Consider the following 21,135-nt stretch of genomic DNA (forward strand, 5'->3'; position numbering starts at 1 on the left):
GGCCCCGACGCTTGCGCCTTTTGAAAGTGCGTGCTACTATCCCTCTCGCGCCGGAAACGGCCCGCCACGCGCAAAGCGCGCATATTCGGCAGTAGCTCAGTGGCAGAGCATCCGACTGTTAATCGGACGGTCGTTGGTTCGACCCCAACCTGCCGAGCCAGACGCAACCCCCCGCCCCCGTGGTGGGGGTTTTGCTTTGCCTTTGATGTCAATGGAACGAACAGGAGCGACAATCGGTCATGGCTCTCACCCTGGCGCTGTTGACGCTCCTCGCCTTTGACCCGCTGCCCCTGGAACAGACGCCGTGGACGCTTCGCAGCCTGACGTTGCCGGGCCAGGAGACGTTCACTCTGGGGCCGCGCTTGCCCCGGCCCACGCTGCGACTCGGGCCGACGCGGTTCACGGGACACACCGGCTGCAACGCCATTTCCGGGCAAGCCACTTGGGATGGAGGCCGCCTGACGTTACGAGTTCAGCACCAAACATCCCTCCCCTGCCCCGACCATCTGCTGAGTCTGGAAGCCGACTTTTTGCGGCTGCTCCAGGGCCCACTGCGGCCCGAACTCCAGGGACGCACGCTCACGCTGTCGGGGGAAGAGCGCGGGCGACTGGTGTTCGGCGCCCCCGGTTTCTCAAGTTCCGGCCCGGATGTCCTTACACCGGAGGCAGGGCGCGGCGATTAGACTTCGGCCATGCTGCCTCTGCTGAAACAGGTGCTCGACAACTTCAATTTCGATGTGGACCCCGAACTGTCCCGCGAAGAGAACATCGAGGAAGTCATCAAAAGTGCCGCGCTGCTCTCGGGCGCCGTGGCGGTCGAGCCGATTCCCTTCGCCGACATGCTGCTGATTACCCCGGTGCAGGCCAAGATGGTGCTGCACATTGGCAAAATCTACGGCTTCGACATCACCCCCGAGCGTGGGCGCGAAATCGTGCAGGAACTCGGCGCGACGCTGGCCTACGGCATGGTCGCCCGGCAGGTCATGCGCGGCGTGGCGAAGCTGGCGCTGCCCCTGATCGGCGGGATTATCACCGCGCCCGCCGTGTACGGCTGGACCTTTGCGCTGGGCCGCATCGCGCAGAACTACTTCGAGCGCAAGGCGCTGGGCCTCCCCGCCGCCGACCGCCAGGAGCAGACCCGCATAATTCAGGAATCCAAGACCCAGAGCCGCCGGGTGCTGCCCAGCCCGCAGGACTTCAGCGACCTCGCCAGCGAGCTGCGCCGCCGCGCCGAGGAGAAGGAAAAAGGCACCAAAGAGTCCTGAGCTGACTGCTTTTCCCCTGGCCCATCCCCTGTGGATGGGTTTTTATTTGGCGAACCCAGGCGGCTCCGAATGATTGGTGAACTGACGCCAAGTTGCCAAATCCACAACGAGTCAATAGGCTGAAGCATGAACAAAGGCACTTTTTCTCTGCTCGCTGCGGGCCTGCTGCTGGTGGCCTGCGATACAGCGCCGCGCACGCCGGTCAGCTTCAATCCCGAGGTTGTGCTGACGAGTGACCCGGTGGGCGACGACCCAGGGCAACTCGACCTGCGGGCCACCGTGACCGCCCGTGACCCGGTGGAGCGCGTGGTGTTTTACCGCGACGGCAAACTGCTCGGCGAGGACCGTGAAGCGCCCTACACCTGGAGAGACCACATTGAAGACGGCGTCACGTACACCTATCAGGCAGTGGCCTATGACAAGGCCGAGCGCCGGGGCGCCAGCAATTTCTACGACGTGACCTTGCGCCCCTCCCTCGAAAGCGTGGCAGGCAAGCTGAGCGAGCTGCCCGCGCTGACCTCGCCCACCGAGGCGCGGCCCTGGACGGGGGGCGCCGGCAAGCTGGAGCTGTTCGCCGGAGACCAGACCGTGCTCAGCACGCCGCTGGCCGCTGACGGGAGCTTCACCTTCGACCTGAAGCAGCCCCCCCAGACCGGCTGGCAGGCCGCGACCCCACAAAACCTGCTCGCTCCGCTGGGCCTCGCCGGTTGTCAAGGCAATGCCAGCAGCAGTGACCCGGCGGTGCGGATGGTGCCGACTCAGACGCGGGTGAGCGCGGGCAAGAGCGGCCCGGTCGCGCCCTTCAAGGTCTTGCCGCCTACCCAGGCCGGAAACGTGCAGCTCAACTATTTCTCGCTGGGTTTCCTCGTCTACGCCGAGCGCAAGGTCAACCTGACAGGCCAGCTCACCTGCGGGACGGGCGCAGGCAGCACGCAGGTCAGTTTGCAGTTGCCGCTGCAACAGGGCTGGAACAAGGTGACGCAGCAGGTCACGCAGCCTTCCGGCGCGGCGCAGCCACGCAGCTCAGCCTCGCCACCAATTTTCCGGTGCCTGAGCAGTGGACGCTGCTGCCCCAGCGGCCCTGAGCGTAGCCCCGACCGCCCCGGCCCTTGACCCTCTCCCCCGCCGCGCCGCACAATAGCCCGGAGGCGTTGAACCGCAGGAGTACCGCGAAGAGCCCCCAACGAGCGAGCCTGAGACGGTGAGAGTCAGGCAGGGTGAGGCGCGACGGGAAAGGCAGCGGGGAGCCACAACCGGTCTGAAAGGTGCTGGCGAGGGCCAGAACTGGGGTGGAACCGCGCATGTCCCGTGCGTCCCCGGATGAGCTGCCACAACACGGCGACTCGTCCGGGACGTTTTCATGAGCTCAGATTGTCTCCCCGTCCAACTGTCTCACCGCTGCAAGCCGTTTGACCGTTCGACCCTTTGACTGTTTGACGCTCCGAAGGAGCCATATGCCCGCAACCTCAATGGAAGAACTCGTCAGCCTGTGCAAACGCCGGGGCTTTATTTTTCAGGGCAGTGAGATTTACGGCGGCCTGCAAGGCTTTTACGACTACGGCCCCCTCGGCGTGGAGCTGAAGAACAACATCAAGGCGGCGTGGTGGCGCTCCAACGTCTACGAGCGCGACGACATGGAAGGGCTGGACGCCTCCATCATCATGCACCGCATGGTGCTGCGACACTCGGGCCACGAGGCGACGTTCTCCGACCCGATGATCGACAACAAGAAGAACAACAAGCGCTACCGCCTCGACCACCTTCTCAAAGACCAGAAAGCCGACGTACAGGCCAAAGTCGCCGAAATTATGGGTGAGAGTGCCGACAACTTTGCCGCGCTGGTGGCTGCGCTGAACGCCAAGCCCGCCCAGGCCTCCGCCGCATTCAAGGAAGCGGGCGTGCGTGACCCCTTCTCCGGCGAGGTAGGCGAGTGGACCGACCCCAAGCCGTTCAACATGATGTTCCGCACGACCATCGGCCCGGTGGCCGACGAGGAAAGTTACGGCTACCTGCGTCCCGAAACCGCGCAGGGCATCTTCACCAACTTCAAGAACGTGGTGGACTCGACCAGCCGCCGCCTGCCCTTCGGCATCGCGCAGATCGGCAAGGCGTTCCGCAACGAGATCACGCCGCGCAACTTCATTTTCCGGGTGCGTGAGCTAGAGCAGATGGAAATTGAGTTCTTCGTGACGCCCGGCACCGACGAGGAGTGGCACGAGCACTGGCTGGAAAAGCGCCTGAAATGGTGGGAAGACCAGGGCGTGCCGCGCGAGAAGATCGAGATTCTGGATGTGCCGAAAGAAGACCTCGCGCACTACTCCAAGCGCACCTACGACCTGATGTACGACTACCCCACGCTGGGGCACGAGGAAATCGAGGGCATCGCCAACCGCTCCGACTACGACCTCGGCTCGCACACCAAGTCGCAGAGCGAGCTGGGCCTGGTGGCGAAGGTGGAGGAAAACAACGACTCCATCGCCAAGCTGACCATCCCCCACCCCGAAACGAACAAGCCGGTCGTGCCGTTCGTGATCGAGCCGTCGGCGGGGGTAGACCGGGCGATGCTGGCGGTGCTGAGCGAAGCGTTTACCAAGGAAACGCTGGAAAACGGCAACGAGCGGATTGTGCTGAAGCTGAAGCCGCACCTCGCGCCGATTAAAGTGGCGGTCATTCCGCTGGCCCGCAACCGGGAAGAAATCACGGACGTGGCCAAAGCCATCAAGGCCGAGCTTCAGGGCCTCGGCCTGGGCCGGGTGCTGTACGAGGACTCCGGCAACATCGGCAAGGCGTACCGCCGCCATGACGAGGTGGGCACGCCCTACTGCGTCACCGTGGACTTCGACACCGTCGGGCTGGGTGAGAACACGGACGAGAGCCTGAAAGACACCGTGACCGTCCGTGACCGCGACACGCTCGCGCAGGAGCGCGTGAAAATCAGCGAACTGGCGGGGTGGATTCAGGCGAAGTTGCGCTGATGGCCGAGCCTCTGACCATCTTCCTGATCGTGGACAATGCACCGGACGCGGAGGACGACTGTTACGCGCTGAGCGGCACGGTCATCCAGGAGGATGGTCAGGAGGTCTGGCGCGGCAATGAGGGCCGCTGGATTCCACTGGACGACGACTGGCGTGGGCGGCGGCGGGAGGTGAAACCGGAAGTGGCCCATCTCCTCGGCCCCGCCGCTCACTTTCTGCCCGTGGTGGTGCGCCTGCTGCCGGACGGCGACCTCGACGGCGTGCCGCTGGGGTGGAAGCTTCCACCGTGATCCCCGAAACCTATCCTGACTCCTGCCCCCGTGCAGGGGTTTTTTGCTCTCCTGGCCCTCTGCCACAATCTCCCCATGACCCAACGAACCGAGGAGCAGTATTTCGACCAACTGATGCAGCTCGAATTTGCTGTGCTGGGCTTTTTCGACGACCACCCGGACCTGACCGACGCGGTGGTGGACAGCGCCTACGAGGAACTCGCCAAACGCTACCGCGCCGAGGCGACGGCCCATGAGTACAAGCCGGGCAAGCTGGACGGCCTGCGGCTGGAGCTGCACGACACCCTGCTGCCGCTCGCCGAGATGCTGGTGGGGCGGCCCGACAACGTGATGCCGTATGCGCCGGTCAGCGCCCAGGCCATGCAGGACGTGTTCAAGCGGCTGCGCGCCAGCATCAAGCGCTGGGGCAAGGTGGGCGGGCGGCAGGCGTATCTGAACTTCATAGGCGGGCAACTCGGCGGCCTGGAGCTCGACGGGCTGGAACTTGATGGACTGGAACTGGACGAGGACTGAGCCTGTTAGCGGCTCAACAGCCGCCAGTGGCTGAGCGTCCCGCCCCGCGTAATGGCCCACAGTTCGCCCGCCGCGCTTACCCCCACATCGGCGTAGTCGCCGCCGACTGTTTCCAGCCGCCGCAGCCGTCCGCCTGAGGTTTCTATCAGTTGGAGGCCCCGAGAAGTGGCGGCCACCACCCGGGTTCCGCCCGGAAGCTGGACCACGGCGCCCAAACGTTCCCCGCACGGCAGCGACGCCAGCGCCCGGCCCGTCGCCGCGTCCCAGAGCCGCACTTGCCCGTCCGCCGAGGCGCTGAGCAGACGCGCAGGCGAGAGAAACAGCAGGTCGACGAGGCGGGCGCGGTGGGGCGCCTGGCCCGGCTCGTCAGCCAGCACACGCAGGGGCCGCCCAGTCACGCTGCTGCGGAGGATGACCCCGCCGCCGACGGAACCGCTCGCCACCCACCGTCCGTCCGGGCTGAAGGCGAGGGCCGAGGTCCAGTTGGGTTGCATGCCGTCCCCGGCGGTGGGCCGCGTAACCGGCCAAAAGCTTCGCAGAGGGCTGACCCCCACGCGGACCAGCCGCGTCTGCCCTACGGCGTTCACGCCTGCCAGCACGTAGCTTTGACCGCCCGGCGCGAAGGCCAGGGCGCTGACGCCCGCGCCGTCGCTGCCCTCGCGGTTGTCCGCCAATTTGCCCGTCCAGGCGTCGTAGTGCAGCGTGCCGCTGTGGGCCGACCAGAGGGTGCGGCTGTCGGGGCTGAACAGCAGCGTTTTACCGTCTCCATTGGCGGCGGGCACCCGGTAGAGCCGCCGCATCTTCGCGGTGTCCCGCACCTCGATGCGGGTGTCGTAGGGCGCGTAGGCGGGCGTGCGCGGCGCCGGGCGGGTCAGCGCCAGCAAGCGTCCGTCGGGACTGACGGCAATGGGCGCGTGACCCAGCCCTTGCCAGGTTTGGAGCAGGGTGAAAAAGCTGCCGGACGCTCCAGCGGAGCCGCTGAGCAGCGCCAGCATCAGTACGAGACGACGTGTCATGCCGCAGCTTAAAGGCCGGGCGGGGGCGGGCGCGTCCGCCTTTCGGTGGATGTTCCTTTCCCCGGAGCAACCTCAGGCTAGACTGCCCCCCATGATTGGAAAGACCTTTACCACGATGCTCGGCGGACGCGAACTGAGCATCGAGACGGGCAAGCTCGCCAAGCTGGTGAGCGGCAGCGTGACCGTGCGCTACGGCGACACCCTGCTGCTGGTGACCGCCCAGGCCAGCGACACCCAGAGCAAGCTCGACTTTTTGCCGCTGACGGTGGAATTCGAAGAGCGCCACTACGCCGTGGGCAAGATTCCCGGTTCCTTTCAGCGCCGCGAGGGCCGCCCCGGCGAAAAGGCCATTCTCTCGGCGCGCATCACCGACCGCCAGATTCGCCCGCTGTTTCCCAAGGGCTACCGCCACGAAACGCAGGTCATCATCACGGTGCTTTCCGCCGACGGCCAGAACGCGCCCGACGTGCTGGGGCCAATTGGCGCTGCCGCCGCGCTGAGCATCAGCGACATTCCCTGGGCCGGCCCGACCGCCTGCGTGCGCGTGGGCCAGATCGACGGCCAGTACGTGGTCAACCCCACCACTGAGCAACTCACTCGCAGCCGCATGGACCTGGTGGTGGCGGGCACCCGCGAGGCCGTGATGATGGTGGAGTGCGGCGCCCAGACGGTCAGCGAGGACGATCTGGTCGGCGCCATCGAATTCGCGCACGCCGAGATGCAGGGCGTGATTGCCCTGATCGAGCAGATGCGCGCCGAAGTCGGCCACGAGAAGTTCAACTTTCTGGCCGAGGAAGGCCCCGCCAACGACTACGTGCCCGAACTCACCGAGAAGGCCAAAGCTGCCGGCCTGCGCGACGCGCTGCTCACGCACGGCAAAAAGGACCGCAGCGCGCGGCTCAAGGCGCTGCGCAACGGCCTGATCGAGGGCTATGTGCCCGACCCCACCGCCGAGGGGAGTGCCGAACTGACCCAGGCGCTCAAGGACGCTTTCGGTAAGGTTGAGAAGCGCGAACTGCGCCGCCTGATTCTGGAAGAAAACCTGCGCGCCGATGGTCGCGACTCCAAGACCGTGCGGCCCATCTGGATCGAGGCGCGGCCCCTGCCCACCGCCCACGGCAGCGCGGTGTTCACGCGTGGCGAGACGCAGGTGCTGGGCGTGACCACCCTGGGCACCGAGCGCGACGAGATCCTGATCGACGACCTGACTGCCGAAAGCGGCGACAAGTTCCTGCTGCACTACAACTTCCCGCCCTACTCCACCGGCGAGGTCAAGCGCATGGGCGGGCAGTCGCGCCGCGAAATCGGGCACGGCAACCTCGCCAAGCGTGCCATCCGGGCGGTGCTGCCCTCTTTCGAGGAGTTTCCCTACGTGATTCGCGTGGTGGGCGACGTGCTGGAGTCCAACGGCAGCAGCTCGATGGGCACTGTGTGCGCGGGCACCCTTTCGCTGATGGACGCGGGCGTGCCGCTCAAAGCCCCGGTCGCGGGCGTGGCGATGGGCCTGGTGATGGAAGGTGACAACTACCGCGTGCTGACCGACATCCTGGGTCTGGAAGACGCGCTGGGCGACATGGACTTCAAGGTCTGCGGCACCGCCGAGGGCGTCACGGCGCTGCAAATGGACATCAAGGTGGGCGGCATCACCCCGCAGATCATGCGTGAGGCGCTGGCGCAGGCCAAGGAAGGCCGCCTGCACATCCTGGGTAAGATGGCCGAGGTACTGGCCGCCCCGCGCGCCGAACTCTCGCCCACCGCGCCGCACATCCTGAGTCTGAAAATCAACCCCGAACTGATCGGCAAAGTCATCGGCCCCGGCGGCAAGCAGGTGCGCGAACTCGAGGCGATGGGCGCACAGGTCACCATCGAGGAAGACGGCACCGTCCGCATTTTCAGCGCCTCGGGCGAAAGCGCCGAAGCGGTGAAGGCCCGCATCGAGGCCGTAACCAAGGAAGCCAAGGTCGGCGAGGAGTTCGAGGGCACCGTGGTCAAGATTGCGCCCTTCGGCGCCTTCGTGAACCTGTTCCCCGGCCAGGACGGCATGCTGCACATCTCGCAACTCAGCGAGCAGCGCGTGGAGAATGTCGAGGACGTGCTGACGGTGGGCGACAAGCTCAAGGTCAAAATTGCCAACATCGACGACCGGGGCAAGATCGACCTGATCCGCCCGGAACTCGAAGGCAAAGTGCCGCTGCGTGAGCCCCGCGCCCCGCGTGGTGGCGACCGTGGCCCCCGCCGTGACAGTGACCGGGGAGGGGACCGGGGACCGCGCCGCGAGTTCAGCGACCGTGGCCCACGTCCTGAAGGTGCCCGCTCCGAACGGCCTGAAGGCCAGCGTACGGAGCGTCCGGCAACGGCTCCCGCGACTCAGGAAAGCAGTCAGAGCAGTGACGCACCCGCTGCGCCAGTCTTCCCGAGACGCGAGGACTGAGCGAAAGCAGGAGATTTATCTTTAGAGGAAGGGGCCGTCGAGGTGCCCTTCCTTTTTTATGCTCTGTGTACAGCTTTGGGGTGGGTTGCCCGTCCAGACAGAACACCTACCCGGCCAAGCAGCAGCGGCGCAAGGCCGTAATAAACTGGGACGCCAGCGAAAAAGGTGAGGGAGACAAACATACCTATCCCCACCAGCGCACCCAGAACCGCTAGCAGCCGCAGCCCTGGCAGATGCCGTCCCCAGGCCCAGCCTCCCAAGACGGTAAACAAGCTGGCAGCGACGGTCAGCGCCCAGTGCCATGAGGTCACGACGGTGGGCGGACTGGCGACAGGCATGGACATGGGTTTATTCTTCCCTGCTGCTCCTGACCCCACTCTGAACAAGAGTTTGCTCCTGCAAGCTGTTTTTTGAGCCAGAGAAGCTACGGGTGTGAACGGCGCAGAGCACATACGGATGCTTTTCCCAGACGCGCGGACGAGAGTCCAAATCCGTGTGACAGGTCCCTGTGACGCCCCGGCCCGTAGGCTGGGCGGGTGAACGTCGACACCCTCATCGTCCTCTTCGCCGGGCTGCTGGGCCTGCTGGTGGGGTCTTTTTCCAATGTGCTGATCTGGCGCCTGCCGAGAGGCGAAAACATCGCTTTTCCGCCGAGCCACTGCCCCAAGTGCGACCATCCGCTCAAGCCCACCGACCTCGTGCCGGTCTTTTCCTGGCTGGCGCTGGGAGGCCGCTGCCGCTACTGCCGCGCACCCATTAACCCGCGCTATCCGGTGGTGGAACTGCTCACGGGCGTCGCCTACGCCGTCATTGCCGCGACGTTTCCGCTGAGCACCTACGAGGCGGGCACGCTGGGACTGATGGTGCTGTTCACGATTTTGCTCGTCGGCAGCGCGATTGACCTCGACACCATGACTCTCCCTGACGAGCTGACGCTGCCCGGCACCCTGCTCGGCGTGCTGTTCGGGCTCGCGGGCGCGGGGCTCTACGCGCAGGAGGGTCAGTTGGGCCTGCCCAACGTCGCGCAGGCGGTGGAAGGCGCGCTGATGGGCGCGGGCGTCATCGTCTTGATCAGCGTGTACGGCTCGTGGGTGCTGCGGCGCTTCCGCGAACGGCAGTGGCCTGAAGCGCCCATCGGTTACCAGCAAATCAGCCTGGGGCTGCTGGCAGGCGCGTGGCTGGGGCCGTGGTGGGGCCTGGGCGTCGCGCTGCTCTCGGCGGCGGTCAACGTGGCGGCGAAAAAGGCCGTGCGGATTCCTGAACTGCTCACGCTGGGCGGCTTTCTGGTCAGCCTCGCCCTGAGCAGCGCGGGCACAGGGCCGGGCCTGCTCGACATGCTGCGCGGCGGCCTGATGGCGGCGGGCGCCGTCTCGCTCGTCTGCGGCGTGTACTGGTGGATCTACTGGCGGCGCAACAAGCAGGCTGAAGACGACGGCACCGACGACGAGCAGAGTGACCCGGTGGCGATGGGCTTCGGGGACGTGAAGCTCGCCGCTGTGATTGGCGCCTTTCTGGGCTGGGAGCGGCTGCTGCTTGCCGTGGTGGTGGCAATTTTTGCGGGCGCCGTGCTGGGGCTGGTGCAACTCGCGCTCAAGCAGGAAAACCGGGTCAAGTTCGGCCCTTACCTCGCCCTGGGGGCCGTCGTCGCGCTGCTGTGGGGCGGGCCGCTGCTGGACTGGTACCGGGGGCTGCTAGGGATGTAACGGCGATAAAGACCAAAAAGGAAGGGCCTTTCCGCCAGTTTCACCGGAAAGGCCCTTCCTTTTTTCGTCTCTTCTCAAGGCATTTAATGAAAAGATGCTTTGTGGTCTTGACCCTCTCCACTGGTGGGAGAGGGCCTGCCAAAGGCAGGGGTGAGGGGGCGTCCAGGCTAAATCTAACGAAACCTCATCCCATTAAATGCTCTACAGCACCCGGAACGCCAGCCACCCCGCGAAAATTCCGATCAGCGTGCCCACGAACACTTCTGAATAGGTGTGGCCCATCAGCACCCGCAGCGGCTTGGGCGCGAAGCCCTCGCGGACGACCGCGCGCAGTTCCTCGATCAGCTCGTTGAGGAGCCGGGCCTGCACCCCCGAGGAGTGGCGCACCCCGCTCGCGTCGTACATCACGATCAGGGCGAAGGTGGCGGCGATGGCGAACAGCGGCGTGTCCCAGCCCTCGGTAAGGCCGATGCCGGTGCTCAGGGCGCTGACCATCGCCGAGTGGCTGCTCGGCATCCCGCCGGTTTCCATAAAGGCGCCGGGGTGCCAGCGCCGCTCCAGCAGCAAAATCAGCAGCACCTTGAGCACCTGCGCCCCCAGGGAAGCGAACACTGCCGCCCACAGCCAGCGGTTGCTCAGCAGCTCAGTCAGGGTCGTCACAGCAGCTCCGGCAAAACGTCGGCTCAGGCGTCGCGGGGCTCGTCGGGCTCGCTCGCTGCCGGGTCTGCCGGGGCCGTGTCTGCCGGGGCCGTGTCTGCCGGGGCTGGTGCGGTCATGTCTGCTGCCGGGCTTTCCCCCACTTCTTCACGCAGGTTGCGCGACAGCCCGGCCAGCACGCCGTTGACGAAGCGGCCCGAGTCGTCGCCGCCGAACTTGCGGGCGATCCGCACGGCGCTTTCGATGACCGGCGGGTGCGGCTCGGGGGTGTACATCAGCTCGTAGGTGGCGAGGCGCAGCACGTTGAGGTCGGTCTGGGCCATCTGGTCGAAGGTCCAGCCCCGGATGGTGCGGTGCAGCACGTCGTCGATGGCTTCGCGGTGGCGCTCCAGGCCCGTGACGAGTTCCTCGGCAAAGTGCAGGGCATCCGGGCCGAGTTGCGGAAAGGTGTCGTCGCCCTCGCGCATGACGCCCTCGGCACGGGTAAAGACAGCCTGAAGCGGCACGTCGCCCCGGTCGGCCTCGAACAGCACGCGGAAGACGAATTCACGGGCAGCGCGGCGGGTGCCCACCGGCTGCACGGCTTTTTCACGGCGGCGGGTCAACTCGCGCCCTGGCCTTTTGCGGTGGCCGAGGGTTTGACGCTGCTCTGCGCCCTGGCACCGGGCTGCTCCTTGGGCACGCACACGCCCTGCACCGAGATGTTGACGGTCTTGACCTTGAGTCCTGTCATCAGTTCGATGTTCTCACAGATCGAGCGCTGCGCCTGCTGCGAGACCTTGACGAGGTGCTGGCCGTACTCGATGTTCAGGCCCACGTCCACCGTCACTTCCTGGCCTTCGCGGGTCACGCGCAGGGCGCGCGGGCGCCGGGCGCCGGGCTGGTTGCGAATGACCTCGCCCACCTTGAGGGGAGCGGGCGCGATCTCGACGCCTTCGATGTGGTCGAGCGTGGTCGATGCGATATCGAGCAGCACGCTTTTGCTGATGTCTACTTCGGGGGTGGTCATGCTCGTGTGCCTCCGGGCGCGGGAGAGTGGTGAGCCGCGCCGCTTGTCAGACTAGGGTAGCAGCCGGCGGTCAGCTTTCAGCGGGGGCCGCCTCAGTTTCGGCCCCTGACATTCCATCTTCGGCCACTCCACGTTCGCCCAGCCCACGTTCGGCGAGCAGCGCCGCCAGCCCCGCCTCGTCGAGCACCGGCACGCCGAGTTCGCCGGCCCGCGCCAGCTTGCTGCCCGCGTCCTCGCCCGCGACAAGATAGCTGGTCTTTTTGGTCACGCTGCCGGTCACGCGCCCGCCTGCCGCTTCGAGTTCGGCCTTGATGACTTCACGCGGGCGCGAGAGGGCACCGGTCAGAACGAAGTTCAACCCCGAGAGCTGGTCGGTGCGGGTCACTTCCTCGGCCTGGGGAGCGACGCCGCTCGCCTGCAAGCGGGCGATGAGGTCGCGCATGGCGGGGTCGGCCAGCGACGCCGTGACACTCTGCGCGATGATGCCGCCCAGGCCGGGGACCGCCTCGATCTGCTCTGGGGTGGCCGCGAGCAACCCTTCCAGCGTGCCGAACGCGCGGGCGAGGGCCTGGGCGTTGCGCTGCCCCACGTGGCTCATACCGAGCGCGTTGATGAGACGCCATAGAGGTTTGGTCTTGCTCGCCTCAAGCTGGCCCAGGATGTTCCCCGCCTTTTTCTCACCGCCGCGCTCCAGCCCCGCGAGCTGCTCGGCGCTGAGGGTATAGAGGCCCGCCGCATCGTGAATCAGGCCCTCGTGCAACAGCTGCGTGACCAGCTTTTCCCCGATGCCGCGCACGTCCATCGCCCCGCGCGAGACGAAGTAGCGAATGCGCTCGAAGCTCTGGGCGGGGCAGGCGGGGTTGGGGCAGTAGGTGTTGGCGTCGCCCTCGGCACGCACCGCCTCGTGCCCGCAGACCGGACAGTGAGTGGGGAACTCAAATGGCGCGGCGTCCGCCGGGCGCTTGTCGGGCAGCACCCGCATAATCTGGGGAATCACGCCGCCCGATTTGCGCACCAGCACGGTGTCGCCCACCCGCAGGTCCATATCGCGGATGTAGTCCTCGTTGTGCAGGGTCGCCTTACTGACCGTGCTGCCCTCGATCAGCCGGGGCGACAGGTGAGCGAGCGGCGCGAGTTTGCCGGTGCGGCCCACGTTCACCGTGATGCTTTCGAGCACCGTTTCGACTTCCTCCACCGGGAACTTGTAGGCAATCGCCCAGCGGGGCGCACGCGACGTGAAGCCCGCTTCTTCCTGCTGCGAGAGCGAATCGAGCTTGAGCACCGTACCGTCGGCGTCGAACTCGAAGTCGGCGTGGGCGCGAATCATGCGGGCGTGGTAGTCGGCGGCGGCGGCGATGCCGCGCAGGTGCTCGGAGGAGCGGCTGGTAGGAAAGCCCTGGGCGCTGAGCCACTCCAGCACTTCCCACTGGGTGCGGGCGGGCACGCCGTCGCGCTTGCCCACGGCGTACAAAATCGCCTTCAGGTGCCGGGTGCGCGTCACCTCGGGGTCTTTTTGCCGCAGCGCTCCCGCCGCGCCGTTGCGGGGGTTTTTCAGCAGCGGCGTGCCGAGTTCTTCGGCCTGCGCATTGAAGGCGGCGAAGTCGGCGCGCGACAAGTAGACCTCGCCGCGCACTTCGAGTTCGCCCTTCAGACCTTCAAGCTTCTGGGGAATATCGGGAATGGTCAGTACCTGCGCCGTCACGATTTCGCCCACCCGCCCGTTGCCGCGCGTGGCCGCCCACTGCAACTCGCCGTCGAGGTAATAGAGGTTGACGCTCAGGCCGTCGATTTTCAGCTCGCCGGTAAAGGTGAAATCGTCGGTGTCGAGCGGGAGCCCCAGCGAGCGGGCGAGCTTTTCCTGCCAGTCGCGCAGTTCGTCGTCGTCGAAGACGTTGTCGAGGCTGGTCATCTGGGTGGGATGCGTCACCGGCTCGAACGCGCTGCTCGGAGCGCCGCCCACCGTTTGCACCGGGCTGTGGTCGTCTGCGAATTCGGGATGCGCCGCTTCGAGTTCGCGCAGCTCGCGGGCCAGCCGGTCGTACTCGTCGTCGGGAATGGTGGGGGCGTCCTGCTCGTAGTAGGCGCGGTTATGCAGCGCCACCTCGTCGCGGAGGGCCAGGTAGCGGGCGCGGGGGTCGGGCGGCGCGTCGGTCATGCGCCCAGGGTAACGCACCGCCTCGCCGTTCGGTTCAGGGCAGAATGGGGGCAGCCAGTTTTTCAGAGCAGGGCGCTTTTTCTCACCCCCCCGTCAGGGGCACATCAGGCTTCTTGCCCTGCGCTCACTGCGGTTCTTTATACTTGACGGTGGTTTGAGCAGACAACTCGCGCAGACCTGAGGCCAACGCCCGTTTGACCCGTTTTTCTGTTTCCCCAGGAGACCCCATGAAAAAATTTGTAACCCTGGCCCTCACCCTGAGCACCCTCGGCGCTTCCGTCGCTTCGGCACAGGCCGTGCGCGTGGGGATGGCCTACGACGCCGGCGGCAAGGCCGACAAGAGCTTTAACCAGAGCGCCTACGAAGGCAGCCAGCTTGCCGCCAAGAAGCTCGGCATTCAGGTCAAGGACTTTGAGCCCAGCGACCCCAGCCAGATCATCCAGGGCGTGCGCTCCTTTGCCAAGGAAGGCTTTGACCTGACCATCGGCGTGGGCTTTTCCAACAACGCCAGCATCACCCAGGTCGCCAAGGAAAACCCCGACCTGTACTTCGGTCTGGTGGACGACGTGAGCACCGCCAAGAACGTCGCCAGCCTGGTGTTCAACGAAGAGCAGGGCAGCTACCTCGTGGGCTACCTCGCCGCCATGAACTCCTCGACGGGCGTGGTGGGCTTTATCGGCGGCATGAACATTCCGCTGATCCACAAGTTCGAAGCCGGCTACCGCGCGGGCGTGAAGGCCGCCAACCCCAAGGCCACCATCATCTCGCAGTACGTGGGCAACACCCCCGAAGCCTGGAACAACCCCGGCAAGGCCAAGGAAATCGCCGCCAACATGCGTGGGCGCGGCGCCGACATCATCTTCGCGGCGGCGGGCGGCTCCGGCAACGGCCTGATCGATTACATCAAACAGACCCCCTGCCTCAACGCCTCTCAGCTTCCCAAGGGCGTGACCTTCAAGTCCGACAACTTCAAGAACGTCAAGAAGAGCGCCGCCTATGCCAAGGCCTGCACGGGCAACACCCGCCCAATGTTCTTTATTGGCGTGGACAGCAACCAGAACTACCTCGGCGACTTCGACAAGAACCCCGCGACCCTCAACCACGGCCTGACCAGCATGGTCAAGCGGGTGGACAACGCGGTGTACGCCCTGATCAACGAAGTCAAGAACGACAAGTTCAAGGCCGGCGAGCGCCGCTTCGGCCTCAAGGACGGCGGCGTCGCCTACGCGGTGGACCAGTACAACAAGGCCCTGCTGCCCGCTGCCCAGATCGCCAAGGTCGAAGCTGTCAAGCAGCAGATCATCAAGGGCCAGATCAAGGTGCCGACCAAGTAAGCTCAACCTCTTAAGAGCCGCTCCTTCGGGGGCGGTTTTTTTGGTGCCGTGAACACAGAAAAGGCCCAGCATCCTCAAAGGACACCGGGCCAGTCAGCGAGCAAAGCTCAGGCGCCCGCTGCTCCCCGCTCCTCCACCACTTTGGCGACGGCGGCGGCGATGTCGTGGATTTCGCCCTCGTCCTGGCCTTCGACCATCACCCGGATGAGGTTTTCGGTGCCTGAGGGCCGCAGGTTGATCCGGCCCTTGCCCGCAAGTTGCTTCTCAGCGTCGGCAACGGCGTGCTGCACGGCGGGGTCACTGGCGATGGCTTTCTTGTCCTTCACCCGGACATTGACCAGCGTTTGCGGAAACATCACCAGTTCGTCGTACAGGGCGTCGAGCGTGGTGCCGAGCTTTTTCATGCTGCTCAGCGTCAGCAGCGCGGTCAGTACGCCGTCGCCGGTGGGCGAAACGTCGAGAAAGAGGACGTGACCGCTCTGCTCGCCGCCGAGGTTCAGGCCCTTGGCGTGCAGGCGCTCGTGCACGTAACGGTCACCCACAGCGGTGCGCTCCAGCGTCAGGCCCGCTTCTTGCAGCTTCACTTCGAGCGCCATGTTGGTCATGATGGTCGCCACCACGGCTTTCTCGCCGCGCGCGCGGGCGCTGAGCAGCAGCATGTGGTCGCCGTGAATCATGTTGCCGCGCGAGTCCACGAACAGGGCGCGGTCGGCGTCTCCGTCGAAGGCGATGCCGAGGTCATAGTCGCCCTCACGCACGATCAGGCGCAGGTGGTCCATGTGGGTGGAGCCGCAGCCCCGGTTGATGTTGCGCCCGTCGGGGGTGGTGTAGACGGCGAACACGTCGGCACCCGCCTGCTGAAACACCTTGGGGGCCACCCGGTACGCCGCACCGTTGGCACAGTCGAGCGCAATCCGCATCCCCGAGAGGTCGGGCGCGTGCGAACTCAGGAACGCCGTGTAGAGCCGCTCGGCCTCCGTATAGTTGGTCACGCTGCCGAGATTCACGCCGGTCACCGGGGCGAGGGTGGCCGCCTCGTCAATGGCCGCTTCGATTTCGAGTTCGGTGGCGTCGCTGAGCTTGCCGCCGCCGGGGCCAAAAAACTTGATGCCGTTGTCCTCGTAAGGGTTGTGCGAGGCGCTGATGACCACGCCCGCCTCGGCGCCGAGGTGCCGGGTGAGGTAACTGACGCCGGGGGTGGGCAGCACGCCGAGGTGCACGACATTCACGCCCCGGCTGGTCAGGCCCGCCGCGAGCGCGGCTTCGAGCATGTCGCCGCTCTGGCGGGTGTCCTTGCCGATGACCACGCTGGCGCGCGGGTTGCGGCGCTTGAAGACCTCGCCCGCCGCCGCGCCGAGGGCCATCACCCAGGCGGGGGTCAGTGGAAATTCACCGGCGACGGCCCGCACGCCGTCCGTCCCGAAATACTTGCGTTCTGTCATATCCTCGCCATGATACGTCGGTGAGTGCCGTGTGTACGAGGCTCAAGATGGGGATGACTGACTACGAGGCCGTCAGGCGAGGCCGAGAAACGCCCGGTACCGCCCCAACTCTTTCTCCACCCCCGATGCCAAAGTCTTCGTTTGCCGAACGCCGGGCAGGAAGTGTAGGTCGGCCTTCAGCTCACCGCCCTCTCCCTTCAGATTGGCCCACCCCACCGCCTTTTCCCCGCTGAAGACCGGCAGCGCGTAGTACCCGAACTGCCGTTTCGCGGCGGGCGTATACGCCTCCAGCTTGTACGCCCAGCCGTGCAGGTGTTCAAAGCGGCGACGGTCCCACACCAGCGGGTCGAAGGGACCGACGATGCGGACGCCTCTGGGCGCGGGCACATCTTCAAGATTCCACTCGGCGGGCCACACGTAGCGCACGCCGTCCACCACCGCGCCCGCCAGTTCTTCACGGGCCGCCCGCTTGAACGCCGCGCGCAGTTCGCCGTGCAGGTGCGGAAAGCCGAAGCGCGAGAGGGTGACGAGGTAGCCCAAACTCGCCTCGGGCAGCGGGCCGTACAGCGCAGCGAGCAGGTGCACCGCACCGCGCAGCCGCTCCGCATCAGGAAGGGGGTCGCGGCGCAACTCGGCCAGATGGGGAGCCGGGCCGTAAAGCCGCACGCCGGACACCCGGCGGGTCACGCGGGCCTCGCCCCGGTAGTGCAGCGCGTCCAGGGCGCGAGTGGTGGCGCTGCTCTGGCCGCCCCAGGCGTTGCCGACGCGGCCCCGGCCAATCAAGGTGTCGGCCTCGCGGGGGTGGAGTTCTGCGCGCTCACGCAGCAGCCCCCGCACCTCGTCCAGAAGTTCCGGGTGCTCGCGCTCGATGCGGGTCACGCCGACCTCGCGCGGGTGCAGCAGCTTTTGCGTCTCACGCGGGAAAAAGCCGTAGTTGGGGAGCATGTCCTCTTCGGCGTCGAGCGCGGGGTAAAGGCGTTCGAGGTCGCCCGCGCGGTAGCCCCGCACCCGCCCCATCAGCGTCAAATCCTGCGCCCTGGCCGGGGCGCGGATGGGGTCGGCTTGCAGGAACCCGAGGGCGCTGAGCGCCGTTTGCACGTCCGGCTGCGGGGTGAGGGTACGGAAGGCGGCGGCGCGCAGGGTGGCGAGGTTCATGGATGAGGGTTGCTGGACGACAGGGCGAGAGCTTCGGCGTGCCCCATGATGGCCCGCGCCGCTTCCTCCGGGGAAAGCCGCGAAGTGTCCAGCGTCAACATGCCTTCCGGCACAGGCAAGACGCCTTTGCTGTCCAGCACGGCCTGCAACGTGTCGGGGTCGGTCAACTTCAGGCGGGCACGGCGCTCCGGCAGCGGCATCCGGCGCCGCAGTTCTTCGGTGGGGCAGGTCAGGAAGACCGGGACGAAAGTGGCCCCCCGCTGCTCAGCCAGCGCCGCGAACTTGCCTATCATCTCGGCCTCACCGGGCAGGTCTGCCAGGTAGTTGGTGAAAATATGGCTGACCCCCGCCGGAGCCGCCGCCACCGCCTCCAGCAGCAGCGCCCGCAGGCGGCGGGTAAAAGACCAGACCTCGGCGGGCGGGTCGCCCTGGCCCGTGAAGCCGAACGCTGCGAACATCGGGTCATTGATGATGTGGTTGTCGAGCAGCGCCGCGCCGGTCAGCCGCGTGAGTTCCAGCCCCACGGTGCGTTTGCCGCTGCCGGGCGGCCCGATGAGATAGAAGAGACGGCTCACGGCGCGGCCAGCTCCATGCTCGGCTGCGCGGGCGACACCCAGCCGTTGCCCCGAATCAGAAAGCGCCAGGGCAGGTTGCGCCCTTCGCGGATGCCTACGCGGGCGGTGACGGTGACTTCATCGTCGGCCAGCGGAGTCTCCGGCGCGAGCAGGTGCAGTTCGGGGCTGTTCACCGGGCGGTGGCTGATCTGCATGGGGTCAAGGCCGAGCGCGTAGACCAGTTTCGCCGGGCCGCTCGTCAGGTCGCGCTGGCGGGTCACAGGGCGGTAATCGAGCATTTTGCCCGCCCCTTCCAGCGGCTCAAGCGCCCGGATCAGCACGCTGGCGCTCACCCCTTCCTGACGGCAGGCGACCTGCAACAGCGGGTGCCCGTGCGCGAACCAGAACAGCCAGTGACCGGGCGCAATCGCCATTTCCGCGCTGCGGGCGGCGTGAAAGCGCCCGGCGGTGCAGGCCGGGTCACGCGGGCAGTCGTAGGCTTCCACTTCCACCACTCGCCCGCTCAGGCGGTGGCCGTCCGGGGTTACGCGGACCAGCGTGCCTCCGAGCAGCTCGCGGGCAAGGCGCACCGGGTTGGCGTCGAAGTGGGCGGGATTTAGGGGTGGAAGCGGCGGCAGGACTCAGCCCTCAGTGCTGGCGCCGGGGCGGGTGGTCCACTCGGGGGCGGGCTCAATCACGTCGGCGGGCGCTTTGCCGCGCTCCAGGCCGCTGTTTTGCTCGGTCTGCACCGGGCGCAGCGCCATGCCTTCCGCGCACTCGATCTGGCAGGAGAGCCGCGCCTCACCGAGCAGGCCCTTGTCCTGCAACTTGTCGTGTTCGGCCAGCGTCATGGCGTCGGGTTCGCCTTCCGTGAAGACCACCCGGCAGGTCGTGCATTTGGCGACGCCGCCGCAGCGGTGCAGGATGTCCACCCCGCCGCGCTCCAGTGCCGTGACCAGCCGCTCGCCCGAGTGGGCCTGAATCTCGCCGTAGCCCTCCACGGCAATGGTGACGGGCTGGCCTTGCTGCTGGGCAATCAGGGGTTCGGTCATGCGGTCAGGATACGGGATACTCCGGGCATGACCTCATCGTCCGCCGCTCCCCTCGTTCCGCTGCTGGGCAGCCTGCACGCGCTGCAAGTGCCGATTCCTTACCCCATGAAGACGGTCACGGTCCTGATCGACGCTCCGGCGCGCGGGCCACTGACCCTGATCGACTGCGCGCTCGACACCCCGGAGGCGCGCGCCGCCATCGAGGACGGGCTCGCGCAACTCGGGCGGCACTGGTCCGACATCGACCGCCTCATCGTGACGCACCACCACCCCGACCATTACGGCCTCGCGGGCGTCATCGAGGAACGCAGCGGCGCGCGCGTGCAGATGCTCGACGTGGAAATCGGGCGCGGCGAGCGCTACTGGCACATGCTGAGCGAGTGGCTGCCGGGGCACCGCAAGCACATGCGCGACCACGGGCTGCCCGAGGCATCGGTGGAGGGCATCCGCGCCGAGAACCCGCGCGTGCACCCCGCCAGCCGGGTGGAACCGCTGCGCGAGGGACAAAGCGTGTCGCTCGCCGGGCACGAGTGGGAAGTGCTGTGGCTCCCCGGTCACGCCGACGGGCACCTCGGCCTGTGGAACGAGGAAGAAAGCCTGCTGATTGCCGGCGACGCCATCTTGCCGCGCATCAGTCCCAACATCGGCCTGTACGCCTACACCCGGCCCGACCCCCTCGGCGACTACCTGCAAACGCTGGGCAAGCTGGAAGCCCTGAACCCGCGCCGGGCCGTCGTCGGGCACCACGGGCCGGTCATGGAGGGCGTGCAGGCCCGCGCCCGTGAGCTGCGCGGGCACCACCACGAGCGGCTGGACTTTATCGGCGCCGAGGCTCGCCGTGAGGGCCGCAGCGCCTACGACCTGTCGCTGGCGATGTTTCCGCGCGACCTCGACGAAGGCGGGCGCCGCTTTGCTCTGGCCGAGACGCTCGCGCACCTCGAACACCTGCGGCTGCTCGGGCAACTCGCCCGCACCTGGGACGAGGGGGCGCAGGTGTGGCGGTATCACGCTTGAGGTTCCCCAAAAGAACTGCCCCACTCTGCCCCATGAAATGGAGCCACTCTTCCCGAGCCCGGCGAGCAGGCCGTCTATACTCGCCCGCATGACGGCATCCCAGACCGAGCTGCGGCGCATCATGGCCGCGCTGCAAGAACGTGGCCTGACCGTCGAGGCGGTGGAAGACGGCGCGCTGGTGCAAGACGGCGACGCCCGCGTGGCGCTGTTTGCCGAGGCCGACCACCGCGGCGGCGTGCTGGTGCGGCTGCACCTCGACCTTGACCTGTACGTCGAGGAAGACTCGCTGCCCGACATCCTGATGGGCATGAATCTGCTCAACCAGGGCCTGGACTACGGCGCCCTGATTCTCGACCCCCTCGACCCCGAGGATGCCGACGAAGAAGCGCCCATCGCTTTCGCCGTACTGGGGCGCAGCGTGCTGTGGCTGCCCGACCTCGGCCCCGAGGAGCTCGGGCGGCTGCGCGAGCACCTGCGCCGCTTCGAGCAGGAAGTCACCGAAACGGTGGAGCGCACCCTGCACGGCGGCAGCGGCATCAGCGCCTGAGCAGGAGAGAAACAGCAAGGGGC

Annotated in this window: 21 protein-coding genes and 1 tRNA gene; 12 read left to right on the forward strand and 10 right to left on the reverse strand. The window is 66.7% G+C overall.

Annotation, left to right across the window (positions count from 1 at the left end; all coding sequences use genetic code 11):
• Positions 1–85 precede the first annotated feature (85 nt).
• The 7 genes from DR_RS10555 to DR_RS10585 all read left to right on the forward strand — a co-directional run bounded on the left by DR_RS10555 (position 86) and on the right by DR_RS10585 (position 5,043).
• Positions 86–160: transfer RNA gene (locus DR_RS10555), tRNA-Asn, on the forward strand.
• A gap of 79 nt (positions 161–239) precedes the next feature.
• Positions 240–683: an META domain-containing protein gene (locus DR_RS10560; RefSeq protein WP_010888687.1), complete on the forward strand. Its 444-nt coding sequence runs from the start codon at positions 240–242 to the stop codon at positions 681–683.
• Positions 684–692: 9 nt separating this feature from the next.
• A complete protein-coding gene (locus DR_RS10565) occupies positions 693–1,265 on the forward strand; it encodes a YcjF family protein (protein WP_010888688.1) in 573 nt (190 codons plus the stop codon).
• A 126-nt stretch (positions 1,266–1,391) separates the two neighbouring features.
• Positions 1,392–2,378 (forward strand): Ig-like domain-containing protein, encoded by a 987-nt coding sequence (locus DR_RS10570; protein WP_010888689.1) that lies wholly within the window; start codon positions 1,392–1,394, stop codon positions 2,376–2,378.
• Positions 2,379–2,719: 341 nt separating this feature from the next.
• On the forward strand, positions 2,720–4,240 hold the full coding sequence (locus DR_RS10575) for a glycine--tRNA ligase (protein ID WP_027479959.1): 1,521 nt from the start codon (positions 2,720–2,722) through the stop codon (positions 4,238–4,240).
• The gene (locus DR_RS10580) at positions 4,240–4,530 is read left to right on the forward strand and encodes a hypothetical protein (RefSeq protein ID WP_027479958.1); all 291 of its coding nucleotides are present in this window, start codon (positions 4,240–4,242) and stop codon (positions 4,528–4,530) included. The genes DR_RS10575 and DR_RS10580 overlap by 1 nt, the downstream gene beginning before the upstream one ends.
• A gap of 75 nt (positions 4,531–4,605) precedes the next feature.
• Positions 4,606–5,043 (forward strand): hypothetical protein, encoded by a 438-nt coding sequence (locus tag DR_RS10585; protein ID WP_034350316.1) that lies wholly within the window; start codon positions 4,606–4,608, stop codon positions 5,041–5,043.
• A 5-nt stretch (positions 5,044–5,048) separates the two neighbouring features.
• Here DR_RS10585 and DR_RS10590 read toward each other — a convergent pair whose 3' ends face one another.
• Entirely contained in the window at positions 5,049–6,059 is a 1,011-nt protein-coding gene (locus tag DR_RS10590; protein WP_010888693.1) for a WD40 repeat domain-containing protein, read from the reverse strand.
• Positions 6,060–6,150: 91 nt separating this feature from the next.
• Here DR_RS10590 and pnp point away from each other — a divergent pair, with 91 nt between their 5' ends.
• Complete coding sequence (gene pnp / locus DR_RS10595) at positions 6,151–8,490, forward strand: polyribonucleotide nucleotidyltransferase (protein WP_027479957.1); 2,340 nt, start codon at positions 6,151–6,153, stop codon at positions 8,488–8,490.
• Between the two features lie 536 nt (positions 8,491–9,026).
• Positions 9,027–10,193: a prepilin peptidase gene (locus DR_RS10600; RefSeq protein WP_010888696.1), complete on the forward strand. Its 1,167-nt coding sequence runs from the start codon at positions 9,027–9,029 to the stop codon at positions 10,191–10,193.
• A gap of 201 nt (positions 10,194–10,394) precedes the next feature.
• Here the strand turns inward: DR_RS10600 and DR_RS10605 are convergent, their stop codons facing one another.
• The 4 genes from DR_RS10605 to ligA form a co-directional block, all read right to left on the reverse strand.
• Positions 10,395–10,853, reverse strand: coding sequence for a divergent PAP2 family protein (locus DR_RS10605; RefSeq protein WP_010888697.1), 459 nt, complete (start codon positions 10,851–10,853; stop codon positions 10,395–10,397).
• 23 nt (positions 10,854–10,876) lie between these two features.
• On the reverse strand, positions 10,877–11,455 hold the full coding sequence (gene nusB, locus DR_RS10610; RefSeq protein WP_010888698.1) for a transcription antitermination factor NusB: 579 nt from the start codon (positions 11,453–11,455) through the stop codon (positions 10,877–10,879).
• Positions 11,452–11,859 carry an Asp23/Gls24 family envelope stress response protein gene (locus DR_RS10615; RefSeq protein WP_010888699.1) on the reverse strand — a complete coding sequence of 136 codons (408 nt, stop codon included), beginning with the start codon at positions 11,857–11,859 and terminating at the stop codon, positions 11,452–11,454. The genes nusB and DR_RS10615 overlap by 4 nt, the downstream gene beginning before the upstream one ends.
• A 70-nt stretch (positions 11,860–11,929) precedes the next feature.
• Entirely contained in the window at positions 11,930–14,014 is a 2,085-nt protein-coding gene (gene ligA, locus DR_RS10620; RefSeq protein ID WP_051618817.1) for an NAD-dependent DNA ligase LigA, read from the reverse strand.
• A 227-nt stretch (positions 14,015–14,241) separates the two neighbouring features.
• Here ligA and DR_RS10625 point away from each other — a divergent pair, with 227 nt between their 5' ends.
• Positions 14,242–15,348 (forward strand): BMP family lipoprotein, encoded by a 1,107-nt coding sequence (locus tag DR_RS10625; protein ID WP_027479956.1) that lies wholly within the window; start codon positions 14,242–14,244, stop codon positions 15,346–15,348.
• 107 nt (positions 15,349–15,455) lie between these two features.
• Here DR_RS10625 and glmM read toward each other — a convergent pair whose 3' ends face one another.
• From glmM to DR_RS10650, 5 genes are all read right to left on the reverse strand, one after another.
• A complete protein-coding gene (gene glmM, locus DR_RS10630) occupies positions 15,456–16,790 on the reverse strand; it encodes a phosphoglucosamine mutase (RefSeq protein ID WP_010888702.1) in 1,335 nt (444 codons plus the stop codon).
• A 72-nt stretch (positions 16,791–16,862) separates the two neighbouring features.
• On the reverse strand, positions 16,863–17,945 hold the full coding sequence (locus tag DR_RS10635; RefSeq protein WP_010888703.1) for a DNA glycosylase AlkZ-like family protein: 1,083 nt from the start codon (positions 17,943–17,945) through the stop codon (positions 16,863–16,865).
• Positions 17,942–18,520: an AAA family ATPase gene (locus DR_RS10640; RefSeq protein ID WP_010888704.1), complete on the reverse strand. Its 579-nt coding sequence runs from the start codon at positions 18,518–18,520 to the stop codon at positions 17,942–17,944. The genes DR_RS10635 and DR_RS10640 overlap by 4 nt, the downstream gene beginning before the upstream one ends.
• Positions 18,517–19,137, reverse strand: coding sequence for a DNA-3-methyladenine glycosylase (locus DR_RS10645; protein WP_081816034.1), 621 nt, complete (start codon positions 19,135–19,137; stop codon positions 18,517–18,519). The genes DR_RS10640 and DR_RS10645 overlap by 4 nt, the downstream gene beginning before the upstream one ends.
• Before the next feature lie 3 nt (positions 19,138–19,140).
• On the reverse strand, positions 19,141–19,551 hold the full coding sequence (locus tag DR_RS10650; RefSeq protein ID WP_051618816.1) for a 2Fe-2S iron-sulfur cluster-binding protein: 411 nt from the start codon (positions 19,549–19,551) through the stop codon (positions 19,141–19,143).
• 27 nt (positions 19,552–19,578) lie between these two features.
• On the opposite strand from DR_RS10650, the gene DR_RS10655 reads away from it, so the two are divergent.
• Together DR_RS10655 and DR_RS10660 are read left to right on the forward strand one after the other, a co-directional pair.
• Positions 19,579–20,565, forward strand: coding sequence for an MBL fold metallo-hydrolase (locus DR_RS10655; RefSeq protein WP_034350308.1), 987 nt, complete (start codon positions 19,579–19,581; stop codon positions 20,563–20,565).
• Between the two features lie 88 nt (positions 20,566–20,653).
• Entirely contained in the window at positions 20,654–21,112 is a 459-nt protein-coding gene (locus DR_RS10660) for a hypothetical protein (RefSeq protein WP_027479955.1), read from the forward strand.
• The last annotated feature ends 23 nt before the right edge of the window (positions 21,113–21,135 follow it).

The organism is Deinococcus radiodurans R1 = ATCC 13939 = DSM 20539 (genome assembly GCF_000008565.1).
GTDB classification, from domain to species: domain Bacteria; phylum Deinococcota; class Deinococci; order Deinococcales; family Deinococcaceae; genus Deinococcus; species Deinococcus radiodurans.